General features: G+C 47.5%; 15 protein-coding genes. 5 read left to right on the top strand and 10 right to left on the bottom strand.

The window, feature by feature from the left end:
• Positions 1-7: 7 nt before the first annotated feature.
• From KNO92_RS11750 to KNO92_RS11740, 3 genes are all read right to left on the bottom strand, one after another.
• A complete protein-coding gene (locus KNO92_RS11750) occupies positions 8-751 on the bottom strand; it encodes an SDR family NAD(P)-dependent oxidoreductase (RefSeq protein ID WP_214761472.1) in 744 nt (247 codons plus the stop codon).
• Complete coding sequence (locus KNO92_RS11745; protein ID WP_214761470.1) at positions 748-1722, bottom strand: MBL fold metallo-hydrolase; 975 nt, start codon at positions 1720-1722, stop codon at positions 748-750. Before KNO92_RS11745 ends, KNO92_RS11750 begins: the two co-directional genes overlap by 4 nt.
• 108 nt (positions 1723-1830) lie before the next feature.
• The gene (locus KNO92_RS11740; protein WP_214692848.1) at positions 1831-3267 is read right to left on the bottom strand and encodes an NADP-dependent glyceraldehyde-3-phosphate dehydrogenase; all 1437 of its coding nucleotides are present in this window, start codon (positions 3265-3267) and stop codon (positions 1831-1833) included.
• 222 nt (positions 3268-3489) lie between these two features.
• Here KNO92_RS11740 and KNO92_RS11735 point away from each other — a divergent pair, with 222 nt between their 5' ends.
• Positions 3490-4371 (top strand): chemotaxis protein CheV, encoded by an 882-nt coding sequence (locus KNO92_RS11735; RefSeq protein ID WP_214692850.1) that lies wholly within the window; start codon positions 3490-3492, stop codon positions 4369-4371.
• 36 nt (positions 4372-4407) lie between these two features.
• On the opposite strand, the gene KNO92_RS11730 is transcribed toward KNO92_RS11735, so the two are convergent.
• Entirely contained in the window at positions 4408-4770 is a 363-nt protein-coding gene (locus KNO92_RS11730; protein ID WP_214693986.1) for an Hpt domain-containing protein, read from the bottom strand.
• Positions 4771-4926: 156 nt separating this feature from the next.
• Here KNO92_RS11730 and KNO92_RS11725 point away from each other — a divergent pair, with 156 nt between their 5' ends.
• Complete coding sequence (locus tag KNO92_RS11725; protein WP_074033258.1) at positions 4927-5862, top strand: magnesium transporter CorA family protein; 936 nt, start codon at positions 4927-4929, stop codon at positions 5860-5862.
• Between the two features lie 174 nt (positions 5863-6036).
• Here KNO92_RS11725 and KNO92_RS11720 read toward each other — a convergent pair whose 3' ends face one another.
• Positions 6037-6411 carry a transposase gene (locus tag KNO92_RS11720; RefSeq protein ID WP_214692852.1) on the bottom strand — a complete coding sequence of 125 codons (375 nt, stop codon included), beginning with the start codon at positions 6409-6411 and terminating at the stop codon, positions 6037-6039.
• Positions 6412-6527: 116 nt separating this feature from the next.
• Positions 6528-7640 carry a PP2C family protein-serine/threonine phosphatase gene (locus tag KNO92_RS11715; protein ID WP_214692854.1) on the bottom strand — a complete coding sequence of 371 codons (1113 nt, stop codon included), beginning with the start codon at positions 7638-7640 and terminating at the stop codon, positions 6528-6530.
• Positions 7641-7784: 144 nt separating this feature from the next.
• On the opposite strand from KNO92_RS11715, the gene ytzI reads away from it, so the two are divergent.
• Positions 7785-7976 (top strand): YtzI protein, encoded by a 192-nt coding sequence (gene ytzI, locus KNO92_RS11710; protein WP_214692862.1) that lies wholly within the window; start codon positions 7785-7787, stop codon positions 7974-7976.
• A gap of 15 nt (positions 7977-7991) precedes the next feature.
• Here the strand turns inward: ytzI and KNO92_RS11705 are convergent, their stop codons facing one another.
• Entirely contained in the window at positions 7992-10118 is a 2127-nt protein-coding gene (locus KNO92_RS11705) for a DNA topoisomerase III (RefSeq protein WP_214761468.1), read from the bottom strand.
• A 200-nt stretch (positions 10119-10318) separates the two neighbouring features.
• On the opposite strand from KNO92_RS11705, the gene KNO92_RS11700 reads away from it, so the two are divergent.
• A complete protein-coding gene (locus KNO92_RS11700) occupies positions 10319-11182 on the top strand; it encodes a DMT family transporter (protein ID WP_214692866.1) in 864 nt (287 codons plus the stop codon).
• Here KNO92_RS11700 and KNO92_RS11695 read toward each other — a convergent pair whose 3' ends face one another.
• From KNO92_RS11695 to KNO92_RS11685, 3 genes are all read right to left on the bottom strand, one after another.
• A complete protein-coding gene (locus KNO92_RS11695) occupies positions 11183-12580 on the bottom strand; it encodes an MATE family efflux transporter (RefSeq protein ID WP_214692868.1) in 1398 nt (465 codons plus the stop codon).
• Between the two features lie 78 nt (positions 12581-12658).
• On the bottom strand, positions 12659-13906 hold the full coding sequence (locus KNO92_RS11690) for a peptidase U32 family protein (protein ID WP_251127113.1): 1248 nt from the start codon (positions 13904-13906) through the stop codon (positions 12659-12661).
• Between the two features lie 3 nt (positions 13907-13909).
• The gene (locus tag KNO92_RS11685; protein WP_353047403.1) at positions 13910-14806 is read right to left on the bottom strand and encodes a peptidase U32 family protein; all 897 of its coding nucleotides are present in this window, start codon (positions 14804-14806) and stop codon (positions 13910-13912) included.
• A 154-nt stretch (positions 14807-14960) separates the two neighbouring features.
• Here KNO92_RS11685 and KNO92_RS11680 point away from each other — a divergent pair, with 154 nt between their 5' ends.
• Entirely contained in the window at positions 14961-15752 is a 792-nt protein-coding gene (locus KNO92_RS11680; protein ID WP_251127112.1) for an SDR family NAD(P)-dependent oxidoreductase, read from the top strand.
• Positions 15753-15864 lie beyond the last annotated feature (112 nt).

Here is a 15864-nt window from a genome sequence, read left to right as displayed (position 1 = left end):
CCCTTTTTTACTTTTTCTCAAATCCCCGTTTTGCGAGCATTTCGAACATATTTGGGCAGATTGCATACACATTCGCACCGATATTCATCCACCACGGTGCATTTATTTCGCGTTTACGCGTCAAACTCCCTCTGACAATCGCATCGGCCAATCGTTTCGGATCGAGCATGATTCCCTTAACGCTTTGGGCATATGTACCACTCTTGTCGGCTCGATCAAAGAACGGGGTGGCAATCGGTCCCGGATTGACAGTCATGACATGGACCCCATGCGGCTTCAACTCGAGTCGTAGGGCGTTAGAGAACTGTAGAAGTGCCGCCTTCGACCCTGCGTAAACGGCTGATTTCGGTGTCGGAACTTTCGCAGCTTGCGAACAAATGTTGATGATGACACCTCCACGTCCTAACACTCTGGCAGCGTTTCTCGACAACAACATCGGAGCGACGGCATTCACATGCATCGTCTCTTCCATCACATCAGTCGATTGATCGGTCACGAAATCAAATTCAGCCATTCCTGCATTATTGACCCAAACGTCAAACTTCCCAAATCGCTCGATCACATCATCGACAAGAGCATCCGCCTTCGTGACGTCCGCGCATATCCATTCTCCCTCACATGTGGTCGCAATGGTTTTCAAACGTTCTTCATTTCTTCCAATCAATAACACGCTATATCCTTTTTCATAAAAAGAATGCGCCAATGCGGCACCGAGTCCGCTTGACGCACCTGTAATGACTACCCGTTTCATGACATCGCTTCTTTCTTTGTATAAATCCATTTTTGGTCATCTCGGCGTCTCTCGATGTCGCCACGCTCTTCGAGTAAACTGAGTCGTGCGAACACCTCGCTAAAGACGAGTGGCATACCACTTCGCATCTTTCTCCCATATAATTTCATCGACCAATCAAAGACACTGAGTCCATCTTCCCATTCAGCGAGCAATTGTTCACTGCGTTCATACCGTTGTCGGATCCGGTTCTCAATCAAATCGTTCGGATGATGAATCGGTTCACCATGTCCACTGACGACAAGTTTCAAATCGATTCCACGCAACTTTTTAAGTGAATCGATGTAGAGAATAACCGGTGAGGCAAACCCTTCATCCTCATACGGTTGTTCAATGAGTGGATTTGGTTCGACCTTATCAATCAAGTGATCTCCCGCAATCAAAACGCTTCCAGGACCGATCAATCCGAGCTGGTCACTCGCATGTCCCGGCAAATGAATCGTTTGCCACGCCCCGTCCGGTGTCACAGCTTGTCCGTCACTAAACGTCATGGTGACGGTCGTCGGCCCAATCCAACGTAATGCTTCCCGATAGTCTGGCAATTTTTCCACGAGTGGCGCCGGTGCTCCAAATGAGAGCGCCAATTCATGTAAAAAGTGGTTGCCCCTTTTTAGAAAATTCGGGGTTTGTTCTAAGTATCGAACGAGCTTCTCGTGCCCATACACCGGAATCGAGGCATCACGAAGTCGCCACGCCTGCCCCGCATGGTCGGCATGATGATGCGTCAAAAATAAAAAGTCGATGTCAGACAACGATAGTTCAAGCTCTTCAAGTTGCCGATTCAATGAAGTCCACGCTTCTTCCGTATCTGGTCCACAGTCGACCATAAAAAAGCGATTCTTATGTTCAACGATATATACGTTCACGTTTCCAACTTCGAACGGTGTCGGAATATCGAGTCTTGCCAGTTGGCTTGAAATCCAGTCCGCCACGTCATCACCACCCCTTCTTCCTGTCTTTCTCCATTATACCCGTCTGAAAGATGCGTTTTCAATCAAACAAAAAAGAGGGGGACATCTCCCCCTCACGAATGGTGAATATTATAAGTTGATAACCGTCACTTTATCGCGTGTCATCGTCTCGAGGCTACGCCCGATTCCTTGAACGCCAAGTCCCGATTGTTTCACGCCGATGAATGGGAAGTGGTCTGGACCACGTTCCGTACGTCCGTTCACTTGGACCGTACCGACTTCTAGCTTGTCAGCGACTGTAAAGGCGCTATTCACATTTTGAGTGAAGACACTCGCTTGAAGACCGAACTCAGATTCGTTCGTGAGTTCAATCATCTCTTCGAGTGACTTCACGCGGATGACAGGAAGGACTGGTCCGAACGGCTCTTCCCATGCGACACGCATGTCTGTCGTCACATGATCGAGTAATGTCGGATAAATAAGGTTTCCTTCACGCTCATTTCCATGAACGACCGTCGCCTTTTTGTTGACCGCATCGTCAATCAAACCTTGAACGTAATCTGTCGTTTTCGCATCGACTAAAGGAACGATGAAGCTGTTCTCTTCAGGTGAACCGACCGAGAGTTTCGCGACGCGTTCTTTCAACATGCCAACGAGCTCATCCGCTTGGTCTTCGAGGACGAAGACACGTTTGATGGCTGTACAACGTTGACCTGAGTATGAGAATGCACCGCTGACAATTTGATCTGCCGCAAGTGTCAAATCTGCATCCTCAAGGACGAGAGCCGGGTCTTTCCCACCGAGTTCGAGCACGACCGGTACCATCGACGCTTGTTGTGACAAATGTTGACCTGTACCTGTTCCACCTGTGAATGTGATCATGTCGATTCCTGGGTGAGACGTCAAGTAATCTCCGATGACCGAACCGCGTCCTGTCACGAGATTCAAGAGACCTTTTGGAAGTCCTGCGTCATGAAGGGCTTCGACCATCTTGATTCCGCTGATTGCACCTTGAGTCGCAGGTTTGAAAACGACCGCATTCCCCGTGACGAGAGCTGGCGCAATTTTTGCTGCTGCCAAGTTGACCGGGTAGTTGAACGGTGAAATCGCGAGCACGACACCAAGCGCTTCTTTCTTGATGATGGCCATCTTGTTTTTCGAACCACCAGGGAACGAATCACCTTGCATGAATCCACCATTGAAACGAATGCCTTCTTCCGCTGTGTAACGGATGATTTCAGCTGTGCGAACGACTTCTTTTTTCGCGTCGTTCAAGTTTTTCCCGACTTCTTGCATGATGATTTGACCGATCTCATCAACGCGTTCTTCGAGTTTCTCTGCCCATGCATACAACAATTCAGCGCGCTTGTTGACCGGAAGCGTCGCCCATTCTTGTTGTGCACGTTTTGCGCCATGGATGGCTGCATCGACTTCGTCGCGTGACATCGCCTGAACGCGACCTACGACTTCGTCTTTATATGGTGAAACGAGTTCAATCGTTTCCTGACTTGATGATTCCTGCCATTGACCATTCAATAAATATGGATATGTGTTCATACTCATCATCTCTATCTGCCTCCTGAGTAAGCTGTAATATCTCGTTGCCAACCCCATTGTATGCAGATTTTTTTGCATTGGACAACTATAACGATTCAGTTTATAAGATGTAAACGGTTACTATGAAACTTTTTGTGAATTCTGACGAGAGTTCGACAATTTTTCACTATAGATTTGATGATCTGAGACCGATAGTAAAGGAGAGAGTACGTGAAATAGGAGGGACAACCATTGAGCACTGATCATAATATTTTACTTGAGGCTGGAACGAACGAACTTGAAATCGTCATCTTCCAAGCTGGACCGTTCTTATTCGGTATCAACGTCATGAAAGTACGTGAAATCATCACGATGCTTCCATTGACACCTCTTCCGGGTACACCAGAGGCAATTATGGGACTGATCGAATTACGGGGCGAGGTCATGACCGTCATCGACCTTCCAATGGTCATCAATCACCCACGTGAGGTCGGAAGTGACGATCGATTGATTGTCTGTGAGTTTAACGGGGAAAAATCAGTTCTTCGTGTCGACCAAGTGACGGAGATCAAACGCATCTCGTGGGAGCAGATTGATACGCCTTCCGATCTTGCACGCGGCGTCCAAGGCATCACGAATGGTGTCGTCAAAACAGGTGACCAAATGATCATCTTACTTGATTATGAACGAATCGCACTCGAACTTTCTCGTAAAGACATCATGGCCCGCGAATCAGTCAAACGCCTCGGGGCTCGCGAACGTTCGAATAAAAACATTTGGATTGCTGAAGATTCGGAAATGCTCCGAACGCTCATCCTCGATACGTTAGATGATGCCGGGTATTTCAATACGACCGTCTTCAACAACGGGAAAGAAGCACTCGATGCGTTTGAACAAGATGGTGTAGAGTGCGACCTTCTCATCACGGACATCGAGATGCCACAGATGGATGGACTCCATTTAACGAAGCGTCTCCGGGAGATGGACCGTTACGCGTCCCTTCCAATCATTATCTTCTCGTCGCTCATCTCAGACGACTTGAAGCATAAAGGCGAGGCCGTCGGTGCGAATGCTCAAATCACAAAACCAGAAATCGGGATTTTGATTGCGACGCTCGACGAATTTGTAGGGTAACAAAAAAAGTTTGCGACTTCACGGTCGCAAACTTTTTTATGTCAACTGCTCAAAATGATTATTCCATTCGACTAAAAAGCGCTGACTATGCGACTCGATTGTCGCAAGCGTTTCATGTGCACCTTCAAGATGTGCATTCTCGCCTGCCAGTTCAAGGTCATGAAAAAGAAGCGCGGTCTGTTCCAAGCCGACCGAATAAGAGGCCCCTTTTAATAAATGGGCGAGTTGTTCGACACGTGAATAGTCGTTCGACTCGACAGCTGCGTGCAATTCAGGGTATTTTTCTTCGAACTGCTTAATATATGTGGTTGCAATTTTATTCAAAAATTCCATGTTTCCATTTGCGATTTGGTGGAGCTCCGCTAATTTATCTTCATTGAACAGAGCGTCTTCGGGCATTCTTGTCAATATAACCCCTCCTCAATAAACGATCATCCGATCGTTCCCTTTCACTGTAACATGTTTTCTAGAGAAAACAAAAAATCTCCTGCTTTGGATTGCACTCTTCATTTTCGCTACCTATAATAAGATTGAGTTAAGGTAGGAGGAAGATGCATGCTGACGATTTACCGTACTGACGCATCAGGCCATGTGGATGAAATCGAAGACTTTGATAAAGGAAGCTGGATTCAACTCGTGAATCCGACAAAAGATGAGGCCGATCAAGTCATCGAGGCGTCCGGCATTCCAGAAGACTTTGTATATGACCCACTTGATATCGAAGAAAAACCGCGTTTTGAAAAAGATGATGAGGGACTTCTCATGATCATTGACGTCCCGTACGTGGAGGAAGATGATACGGGGCGAACTTATAATACAATCCCGCTCGGTATCATCGTGACTGGACGACATTTTATCACCGTCTGTTCACGTGAGCTTGACGTCTTGAACTTGTTCGCAAACGGCAAAGCACGACTGTTCCGGACGAATTATCGAAGTCGTTTCGTCTTTCAGATTTTACATCGGGTGAGTATGACGTACTTACGTTTCTTGCGACAAATCGACCGAAGAATGGATGAGCTTGAACAGGAACTACAACGTTCGATGCGAAATCAAGAGATCTTTCAATTGATGAACCTGCAAAAATCCCTCGTCTACTTCATGACCTCTTTGAAAGCGAATGATAGTGTCTTAGACCGAATCGTCAAGACACCAAGTTTGGAGAAACATGAAGAGGACGAAGAACTATTAGAAGATGTGTTCGTCGAACACCGCCAGGCCATGGAAATGGCGTCAATTTATAATGATATCATCAGCATTAAGATGGAAGCATTCGGATCAATCATTTCGAACAACGTCAACTTCGTCATGAAGTTCTTAGCGTCGATTACGATTGTACTCAGTATTCCAACGATGATTTCTGGAATCTTTGGGATGAACGTCCAAGTTCCATGGGAAGGACAGCCGTTCGGATTCATCATGGCGATTACTATGATGATTGGATTTTCTGGTCTTGCCTTTTATATCCTATGGCGAAAACGATATTTCTAACGGGCAAAAGTATAAGACAAGATTTGTTCACTTCAAATTTTCAATAAAAAGACAAACTGCTCACCGAAAATCGATGACCAGTTTGTCTTTTTATTCACAGAAAATCTTCTCACAAGTATGTTTTATCACAAATCAGTTCTTCATACTTTATTTCGAGAGATAAGTAATCATTATTTATGGAAACAGATTTTCGTCTTCGATATATGCTAAAAATAAATCTTGTAAATCACCCTCAGAATCAATAGAATCCAGTAATAAAGTGGGTTCTACTTCAGCGTCTACAAGTCCTGAACTTCCATCAATAATTCCAAACACATGCGAAATGGTATCAATCATCGTTTGTTTCATCATTAACATCAAAACTTCTTTTTGTTCACTGTTTAGTCTATTGTAGAATTCATCTTGTTTTTTCCAATAAACATCCATTTCTGAATTGTTTAATTTTGTGTGATCTAGCCTTTCTTCATACATTTCTTTATATGATGCTAAGTTGCCTTCAATGATCGTTCTATAGATTGCCTTTATAAATACTTCATTCTGACTACTCATTCTTTCGCCCCATCTCCTTTTGATTTGATTATTGGATTAACAATCATCTGGTCTGAGTAACTACTACTTAACAAACATACTAAAAAAACCTGACGCATCATACGTCAGGCTCTTTGTTATGTGATCTTGACCGTGACGAGACAAAGGTCATCCTCAATTTCAATTTTCGGGACGAGTTGCTCTGCAACGTGACGACTATAGTCGAGACCGTACGTGGAGACGTCCTTCTCAAGCCAGCGAATCCCATCGTCAATATCTTTGCTATAACATTCCATGAGTCCATCCGTGTACATGTGAAGTGTCATACCCGGAGCAATATCAACTTCTTTAGACTCATAATTTGGCTCTTCGAACATGCCAACAGGTACTCCCGTCGTCTCAAGACGACAATTGCCTTCTTCTGACGTCACAATGACTGGAGGATGCCCTGCATTCACATACTCAATTCGACGCTTCGTTGTATCGATATAGCAATACACCGCTGTAAAGTAACTGTGCATATCGTCACCCGAGAATAAGAACGTCATTTGACGATTCAACTCGGTCATCACGTCCACCGGATACTGAACATTTCCAACAAGTCCCGGAAGAATCGAGCGAATACCCATCGTAATGAGTGCCGAAGAGACCCCATGACCCATGACATCAAAGATGATGACACCATACCGGTCCGGTGCGACCTGGAACCACGCATACATATCCCCCGCTAATTTTTTTGATGGAAGATAGAGAGCGCGCACGTCAATCTCTTCATTACTGATTGGTGGCGTGAGCGCACTTTGTTGGATTTTTTGCGCAAGATCCAAATCGTATTGGAGACGGGCCTCATAGATTTTCCGTTCATCGACGGCCGCTTTATAGCGAAGAGCAGAGCGGATACGTGCGAGCAACTCCGTCACCTTGATCGGTTTCGTCGTATAGTCTGACGCTCCTGCATCTAGTCCCTCAGCAATCTGCTTTTCATCTGTACGACCCGACACCATGATGACTGGCATTTCTTCGTAATCAGCCATCTGTCGAATTCGTTTACATGTCTCGATTCCAGAAATCCCGGGCATCTCGACATCCAACAGGACGAGATCATACAGCGATGCGGCTTGTGGGGCCATCAATAAATCGAGCGCTTCTTCTCCGCTCGAGACCGATATCGTCTCATAGTCGTGCTGGTGAAGCAGTTGCTCGAGAACGAGCGTATTGACCGGTTCGTCGTCCACAATCAAAATCGCCATGACTATCCCTTCCTTCTCTACGTAGTGTTCTACATCGTATTGTACCATATCTTTTCAATGTCACACGAGATTACCGTCTGTTCGTTCCAGTTGAAGAATCGACTCACTATTTGGCATACTGAAGAGAGAAAGTGAGGGGTTCTTATGGCCTGGATATTTGCCGTCAGCGGTTTGATTATTTTACTCGTCCTCATCGCATCCATCGTCGTCATTCAAAAAGGATATGCCTACAAAGATAACAAAGACGACATCGTTCTAGACTATGACGAAATCAATCGTCGCATCGAGTCTGACCAAAAACAAGAAAAGACTGACAAGACAGAAGGGCCGCTTTAATACGCGACCCTTCTTTTATTTGAATTCGAATCGGAGCGTCCCTTTTTCAAGATATAAAGAAGCATTGAACGTCTTCTCGCCTTTTTTGAACGTATGCACGTTCGATTGACCTCCGTTGATCATTTGCTTCAACTCATCTTTCACCAGTCCGACACCAAGTACTTGTTTGGAGACGGTGAAGCGACATCCTTCCCGGTAACCACTACAACCGATAAACTTCGGATGCTCAACGAGGGCTTTGCCACAATTCGGACAGACTCCAAACGAGGGTTTCGGTCGAGTCGCTCCTTTTTTCCCGTAACGCTTCGCCTCAATCGTATAACCTTCCGGGTTTGCTGCCTTGACTCGTGACTTCGCCTCTTCAACCAAATGAATCGACATCTTTTTCGCTTGTTCTATAAATTCAGCGGCAGATGCCGATGCTTGGCCGATTTCGTGAAGGCGTTTCTCCCATTTCGCCGTCATGACAGGCGATGCTAAAATACTGTCTCCGAGCACATCAATCAAGAGACGTCCTTTGTCTGTCGGAACGAGCTCTTTTTTCTGAAGTTGAACATAACCGCGCTTTTTCAATCCATCGATAATGTTAGCGCGTGTCGCCTCGGTGCCAAGACCTTCGACTTCTTTCATGATATGAATCAGCTCTTCGTCATCGAGCTGTTTTCCTGCGACTTTCATCGCCATGATCAGTGAACCTTCCGTATACCGCTTCGGTGGCTCCGTCTGTTTTGACAACACTTCAACTTTTTTCTCTTTTAATTCTTCGCCAATTGCCAACACAGGAAGCTCGACGTCTTTTGATTTCATCTCGACGACTTGACGATAACCTGGACTCACGACGACGGTCCCTTTTGCCCGATATAGGTCGTTTCCATCAATCAAATCAACTGTTGTCTTCTCGAGCTTTGCCGCAGGTGCAAATGCCGCGAGAAAACGTCGGTTGATCAAATCGTACAGCTTTGCCTCATCGCCGCCGAGACGTGTGACGTCACCACAAGCTTCGGTCGGAATGATTGCGTAGTGATCACTGACCTTTTTCGCATTGACGTATCGACGATTTTTTGACGGGTCCTCGGTTAAGACGTCGCGAAGACCCTCATAAGCGGCTGACTTCAGCAATCTCGCCTTCGTCTGAGGGAATAGCGTCGCTTCATCTGGGGTGACAAAGCCAGAATCCGTCCGCGGGTAACTGATCCACCCTTTCGTGTAAAGCTTTTGAGCGATATCGAGCGTCTTTTTCGCCCCGAAACCGAATCGTTTCCCTGCTTCTGCCTGAAGCCCGGATAAACTGAACCAAAATGGAGGTTGCTCCATCTTTTCTTCTTTATCGATTGTTTTGACCGTGGCGGTGCCGGAAGCTCGTTTCACGACCGCGTCTGCTTCCTCACGCGTTTTGAGCTTCGTTGTCTTTCCGAATGTATATTTTGCTTTGAAGGTGCACCGACCTTTTGCAAGTGTCGCCTCGACTTCAAAGTACGGTTCTGGCACGAACTGTTTGATTTCTCGCTCGCGATTGACAATCAAGGCGAGTGTCGGAGTCTGGACACGACCGAGCGAGAACACGTCCTCGATGCCGATTGTTTTCAACAAGGTCGTGTATGCACGGGAAGCGTTCATTCCAACGAGCCAGTCGGCACATGCTCGACTCATCGCCTCATGATAATATGGGACCGTTTGCTCGCCCGGTAACAGTTGAGAGAATCCACGGTCGACCGCTTGTTCCGTCAGACTCGAAATCCATAGTCGTGCTAACGGTTTTTTGTTTCCGGCGAGCCGAAGAATTAATCGAACAATCGCCTCCCCTTCCCGCTCGGCATCCGAAGCGATAATCACATCGGTAATAGAGCGGTCATGTAGCCATTTCTTGATAGCGTAAAACGGCTTTGATTTTCCTTTCGAGATCCGATAATCGAACCGTTCCGGAACAATCGGAAGTGCCTCGTATTTCCAAGATTTCCATTCTGGACGATAGTGTGACGGTTCCTGTAGTTCGCAAAGGTGACCGACCGCCCAAACGACAATCGCCCCTTCCGGGAAACGTGAGCATGGTGAGATTTCAATCTCATCTTTTCTTTTTTTAGATGGATAGGGAGCCGCCAACTTTTGTGCTTGTGATGGCTTTTCCGCAATGATTAGTCTCATAAGAACTCCTTACTTTGCCTTAAGTTTCTTGGCAAGACGTACGTGGTGGGATTGCTTCTTCTATGTATTTTACTATACCAAGTCGAGGATGGACATATCGAGAGGGGAGCATTTGTTTGTATTCCATGAATCATAGCTTGCCACACGGCTGTTTTCCGATATGATTAACAGAGAACATACATATGTGAAGGAGTGTCGTCATGTCTTACCTCATTTTATTCGCTGCTGTTTTTTTCTTGTCGACGAGCGTCTTGTTTGTCAAATGGACGTCGGCTCCAGCCGAGACGGCTGCGTTTTACCGCATGCTGATCACATGTCTCATGCTACTTCCATTCGTCGATTTCAAATCACTCATCACAACGCGATTGATGACACGATATGCTTTGTTACTTAGCGGAACGTTGCTCGCGTTTCACTTTTGGCTCTGGTTTTTATCACTCGATTATACGACAGTAGCCAGCTCCACTCTTTTTGTCACATCGAGTCCGATTTTCGTATTAATTGGAAACGCCTTGATCTTTAAAAAGAACCCGACGCGAAAAGGATTGTCATACGCGCTCGTAGCTGTCCTCGGTGGGATGCTTGTCGCTGCAGGTGATATTCAGCTCGGACGAGAAGCACTATTTGGTGACCTGCTCGCTCTGATTGCCGCCCTCCTCATCGCAGGGTACTGGCTCGTCGGTCAACATGTCCGGACATCGATGAACACGAATACGTATTCTTTTAGCGTCTATCTCGTCGCGACTGTCGTCCTTTGCTTCATGCTCCTCGTACGCGGGACGACGTTCACGGACTTTGAAACGGTCAACTGGTGGTATTTCCTCGCCCTTGCCTTCTTCCCGACGATTTTAGGGCATAACCTGTTCAATTATGCACTCGCTCGGGTCAGTGCGACCGTCGTCAGTATTACCATCCTTGGAGAGGCCTTATGGGGAATGCTATTTGGGTACGCCTTTTTTGGTGAGCGCCTCGGTCCGTTCCAGTGGCTCGGCGCCATTGTCTTGCTTGGCGGGATTTACTTGTTCCTAAAAGAAGACGCCCGCTCGACACGAGCGGACGTTTGATTATAAGTTTGTCGCTTTCGGATTTACATCATGCGCTTCTTGATCTTCTTCTGAAGGACGGAACAATAATTTACGGTCCCAAAATGCCAAGGCGACTGCCGTCAAAAACGTCATCGCATCGGCAATCGGAAACGCCAACCAGACCCCGAACACTCCGAGGAACGACGGGAGTATAAAGACGAGCGGAATCGTATAGAGCGTCTGACGTGAAAGGGACAAGAACATGGCGACTCGCGCTTTCCCGAGCGACTGGTAAATCCCGTTGACGAGCATTTGAACACTCGGTAAAAACGAGACGGCGAACAAGATGTGAATCGCCGTCACGCCTCCCGCAATCAATGCCTCGTCCGTCGAGAACCATCCCATCAACGTATTCGGGAATACCTGCAAGATGAGCCAGATGATCACAGCGATTGCAATCCCTGCCCGCATCGCTGTCCATATGGTCTCACGCATACGATCATACCGTTCGGCACCATAGTTATATCCGACAATCGGTTGCATCCCTTGGACAATTCCCATGATTGGCATGCCGACGAGCGCCATGAACTTATTGATGATGGCGAAAATCGCCAACTCCTCTGTCCCACCGTATGTTCCGAGCATCACGTTGACGCCAACGAACAAGATGGATTGGGACACCATCATGATGAATGAAGAGGAACCAATTGCCATAATCTCTTTCATCTCATCGAATCGTATCCGGAACTGTCGCCATTTGAAGCGCAGTTCCGTTTTTGGTTTTCGGGCGAAGAAGAATCGAAGCATCAATATGGAACCGATGACTTGAGCGAGTGCCGTCGAAGTCGCTGCACCGTACATCCCCCAGTCGAACGTGAAGATGAAAAGTGGCGTCGTGACGAGATTGACGAGAACGGTCGTCAACATGACCTTCATTTGATACGGTGCCTGACCTTCGGCACGAACCATCGCACTTGAAGCAAGTGTGAACATAAAGAATGGTGAACTGATCAAAACAACTGATAAGTACTGTCTACTGAGTTCCATAATCTCGGACGTCGCCCCGAAGACCATTAAAATCTCATCCAACATAAAGAAAGCGGAACTCACCGCGAGGGCAGCAAACAATCCGACGAGGACGAGCACATTCAAAAATGTGACAGCCGCACCGGCATCGTCTCCTCTACCTAACTTCCTAGAACTGATGGAGGCGCCACCGAGACCAACAGCACTCGACACGGCCATTAAGATCATCTGTATGGGAAACGCAATCCCGATGGCAGCGACGGCCGAAGCGCCAATGCCACGAGCGACAAAAATCGTATCAATGATATTGTAGAGCGCCGTCACGAGCATCCCGATCATCGCGGGTAGCGATAACTTAAACAGGAGTCGACCGATGGGCTCTGTCCGCAATTGCTCCGTATTTTGGTTCATCCTTCCATCCCTCCGTCTCTATCTCTTAGGGTAGCAGGATTAGACAGTTCGGGCGACTATGTTGGCTCGGTGGATGTGTCAAGCGAAGACGCGCGCAGGGACCCCTTTTCGCTTGCGCATGATGTAATCGGTCGCGACGGGTTTTTCCACTTTGACTCGAATCGTCATCATCGCTTGATTGGCGGATTCAATCGGTTGACCGTCTACATCCTCAATCGTCTCGATGATTTGGGAGAAACGAACGAATCCAGGTCCGAAAAATTCAACTTCTTCACCTGTTGAGAAGTGATTTCGCTGTTCGAGTGTCGCCATCCCGCTCGACGGGTCGTATGCAATGACACGTGCGGCAAATGCGTACTGTGGAATCGAACGTGGTTTCCCAAACAATTGTTCTTTCTCGGTTGGAATCCCGTAATAGAAACCACTTGCGAGTTCTCGCTGTGCCGCTTTCCAAATCTCTTCTTCCCAAGCCGGGTCGAACACAAAGTTCTCAGGATCTTCACAGTATGCGTCAAACACTTGACGATACACGTTACACACGGTTGCGACGTAGTGAATCGATTTCATTCGTCCTTCGACTTTCAAACTGTCGACTCCAGCGTCCACCAAGTCGGGAATATGTCGGACCATCGATAAATCGACCGAACTCATCGAGAACGGCTCTTCATCACGGGCCTCCATCTCTTTCGTTAAGAGATCATCCTCTTCAAAGAAGCCATATTTCCAACGGCACGACTGGGAACAGCCACCTCGATTGGCATCCCGCAATGTCATATGATTCGACAGCGTACAACGACCGGAGTATGAGATACACATCGCACCATGGACAAACGTCTCGATTTCAACATCGATTTCCTGTTTCATTTGCACAATCTCATCCATCGATACTTCACGTGCCAATACAACCCGTTCGAGTCCTTCTTCTTTCCAAAAACGAAGCGTCTCGTAGTTCGTCGCGGAAGCTTGTGTCGACAGGTGAACCGGTAAGCCCTCCGCTTCTGTGAGACACGTCTCAATCATGGCAGGGTCAGAGACGATCACTGCGTCAATCCCGATATCACGGAGCGTGCGGAAGAAGTCACCAGCTCCTTCGATATCCCCTTCATGCGTCACCATGTTTGCAGCGACATATACTTTCGCCCCGCGAGCATGTGCGAAAGCCACACCTTCACGCATCTCGTCATAACTAAAATTTCCGGCACGCGAACGTAACCCGAATTGTTGACCGCCGATATAGACCGCATCGGCACCATAATGAATCGCCATCTTCAATTTCTCTAAGTTTCCTGCTGGCGCTAATAATTCTGGACGTTGTTTCATCTTCATCCCTCACTTGATCTCTTCTGGTTTGCGTAACAATAGTCCCGTTCCGAGTCGAAACGCTTTCGGTTGTAATTCTCTGAGGCGGTGTTCCATCTCGATTCGGTCGAATTGACCATTCAATAGATTCGCCCGTGCGACGGTAAACAACTGAACGATTTCAACAAACTGTTCTCCCGCGTGCCAGCCATCAAGTTTCCATGTGTGAAGGCCGTTTTTGACTAACGTCGGTAGCTGACCCATAAGCGTCAAATCTTCTGAGAAAATATGTGTGCCATTCTCGTCCTCGTAGATGGGGTAACGACTCTCCGCATCTGCTGGCTCACTCATATAAAACTCACGTTGTTTCGCCTCTTCAGAAGAGCGTCCAAGTTCATTGAAATAGTTTGTCACGAGCGGTCGCTTCGAATGATGGATACACGTCGGACCGTACACTTGAACTTCAACGGGGAGACCGATTTGTTGCTGAATCAACACCAATTCCTCGAGAGTGACTTCGCGCGCAACGACGGCTCCGATGGCCTCATGTTTCCCCCAGAACTGAATCTGTTTGGCGGACGTGACGAGCGTTTGGGCATCGTACCAATAGGGAATTTTCGCTTGACGGATCAAACGGATGGCCCCGGGATCCCCGGCTGTCACATCGTCGACGCCGATTGCTTTCAACGTTTGTAAATAATCCGGCAATTCTTGAATGTGGTCGTTATGCATCAAATTGTTGACGGCCACCGTCACTTCTTTTCCGTATCGATGGGCAAGCTGTGTGACTTCCCTCACAGCATCGATTGTCCAGTCTCCCTTTTGTCGCAAGCCGAACCTAGAATTCCCGATATACAATCGGTCCGTACCCGCTTTAATTAACGCTTCTGCTTGTTCGACGCTTTGCGCCGTAGTGACGAGCTGAATCATCATCATTGTTCTTCTCCCTACTTTGTGAGTCTAATCACATTTTCTTGCTATACTTTAGCATAGGATTGAATGTGCAAACGGGGCAGGATTTTAACAACTCGTGAAGAATTCAGTAACAATGTATGACTTTTCATTAAAGGAGTGGATCACGTTGTCAAAGACAGCTTTAATCACTGGGGCCTCGATGGGCATCGGTTTAGACTTGGCCGTACTCGCCGCACGAGACGGGTACGACTGTATTCTCGTATCCCGAAACGAACCTCGCTTACACGAACTGAAAAAAGTCCTTGAAACGAGATATCGAATCAATGTACATGTCTTTGCGCTCGATTTGGCGAAACATGACGCTGCCAAACAATTGACCTCGATGATTGAAGAAGCCGGACTAACCGTCGACTTTTTAATTAACAATGCTGGATTTGGAACGTCTGGTGCGTTCGCTGACCTCGATGCCGAGACGGAGGCGGATGAAGTACGATTGAACGTCAACACATTGACGGAACTGACAAAGGCCTATCTACCGGGTATGCTCGAACGAAATCACGGCTATGTGCTAAACGTCGCTTCTGTCGCTGCGTTCCAACCCGGTCCGTATATGGCCGTCTACTATGCGACGAAGGCTTATGTCCTCTCACTTACCGAGGCGCTGCATGCCGAAGTGAAAGGGAGCGGTGTTCACGTCAGTGTCCTCTGCCCTGGCCCAACAGATACGAATTTCTTTGATCGCGCTGGTAGTGAATTGTCCTTCTCAAAAATGCCATCTCACCTCGTCGCCTTCTTCGGTTATAAAGGTGTCATGAATAATAAGCGCGTGATTGTGCCTGGCCTCTCGAATCAACTCCTAGTCGGGGTGGCTAAGTTGATGCCACGTGCTCTCAGTCTCGAAGTATTGCGTCGTGTCCAAAAACCAGCAGACGTGTCAGCCGCTGAATCAACGACATAAAAAAAGGAGCGACCGTCGCCGGTCGCTCCTCAGCTTGTTGACAAATAACATGTTCGAACTCGTCCTTCCGGCGCCCACGCTTTCCGCAGGCAATCCCGGAGCCGCATCGCGA

The organism is Exiguobacterium sp. s129 (assembly GCF_018617585.1).
Taxonomy (GTDB): domain Bacteria; phylum Bacillota; class Bacilli; order Exiguobacteriales; family Exiguobacteriaceae; genus Exiguobacterium; species Exiguobacterium aestuarii_A.
This window is presented reverse-complemented; position numbering and strand designations above follow the sequence as displayed.

Bases quoted from the DNA above. Each gene is read 5' to 3' on its own strand.
- KNO92_RS11715 (WP_214692854.1), bottom strand. From the start codon at position 7,640: ATGGCGATTTTGATTGTGGACGACGAACCGGTCAATACGCTCGTTCTC.
- KNO92_RS11690 (WP_251127113.1), bottom strand. From the start codon at position 13,906: ATGAAGATGAAACAACGTCCAGAATTATTAGCGCCAGCAGGAAACTTA.
- KNO92_RS11700 (WP_214692866.1), top strand. From the start codon at position 10,319: ATGTCTTACCTCATTTTATTCGCTGCTGTTTTTTTCTTGTCGACGAGC.
- KNO92_RS11695 (WP_214692868.1), bottom strand. From the start codon at position 12,580: ATGAACCAAAATACGGAGCAATTGCGGACAGAGCCCATCGGTCGACTC.
- KNO92_RS11750 (WP_214761472.1), bottom strand. From the start codon at position 751: ATGAAACGGGTAGTCATTACAGGTGCGTCAAGCGGACTCGGTGCCGCA.
- KNO92_RS11705 (WP_214761468.1), bottom strand. From the start codon at position 10,118: ATGAGACTAATCATTGCGGAAAAGCCATCACAAGCACAAAAGTTGGCG.
- KNO92_RS11740 (WP_214692848.1), bottom strand. From the start codon at position 3,267: ATGATGAGTATGAACACATATCCATATTTATTGAATGGTCAATGGCAG.
- KNO92_RS11720 (WP_214692852.1), bottom strand. From the start codon at position 6,411: ATGAGTAGTCAGAATGAAGTATTTATAAAGGCAATCTATAGAACGATC.
- KNO92_RS11730 (WP_214693986.1), bottom strand. From the start codon at position 4,770: ATGCCCGAAGACGCTCTGTTCAATGAAGATAAATTAGCGGAGCTCCAC.
- KNO92_RS11725 (WP_074033258.1), top strand. From the start codon at position 4,927: ATGCTGACGATTTACCGTACTGACGCATCAGGCCATGTGGATGAAATC.
- ytzI (WP_214692862.1), top strand. From the start codon at position 7,785: ATGGCCTGGATATTTGCCGTCAGCGGTTTGATTATTTTACTCGTCCTC.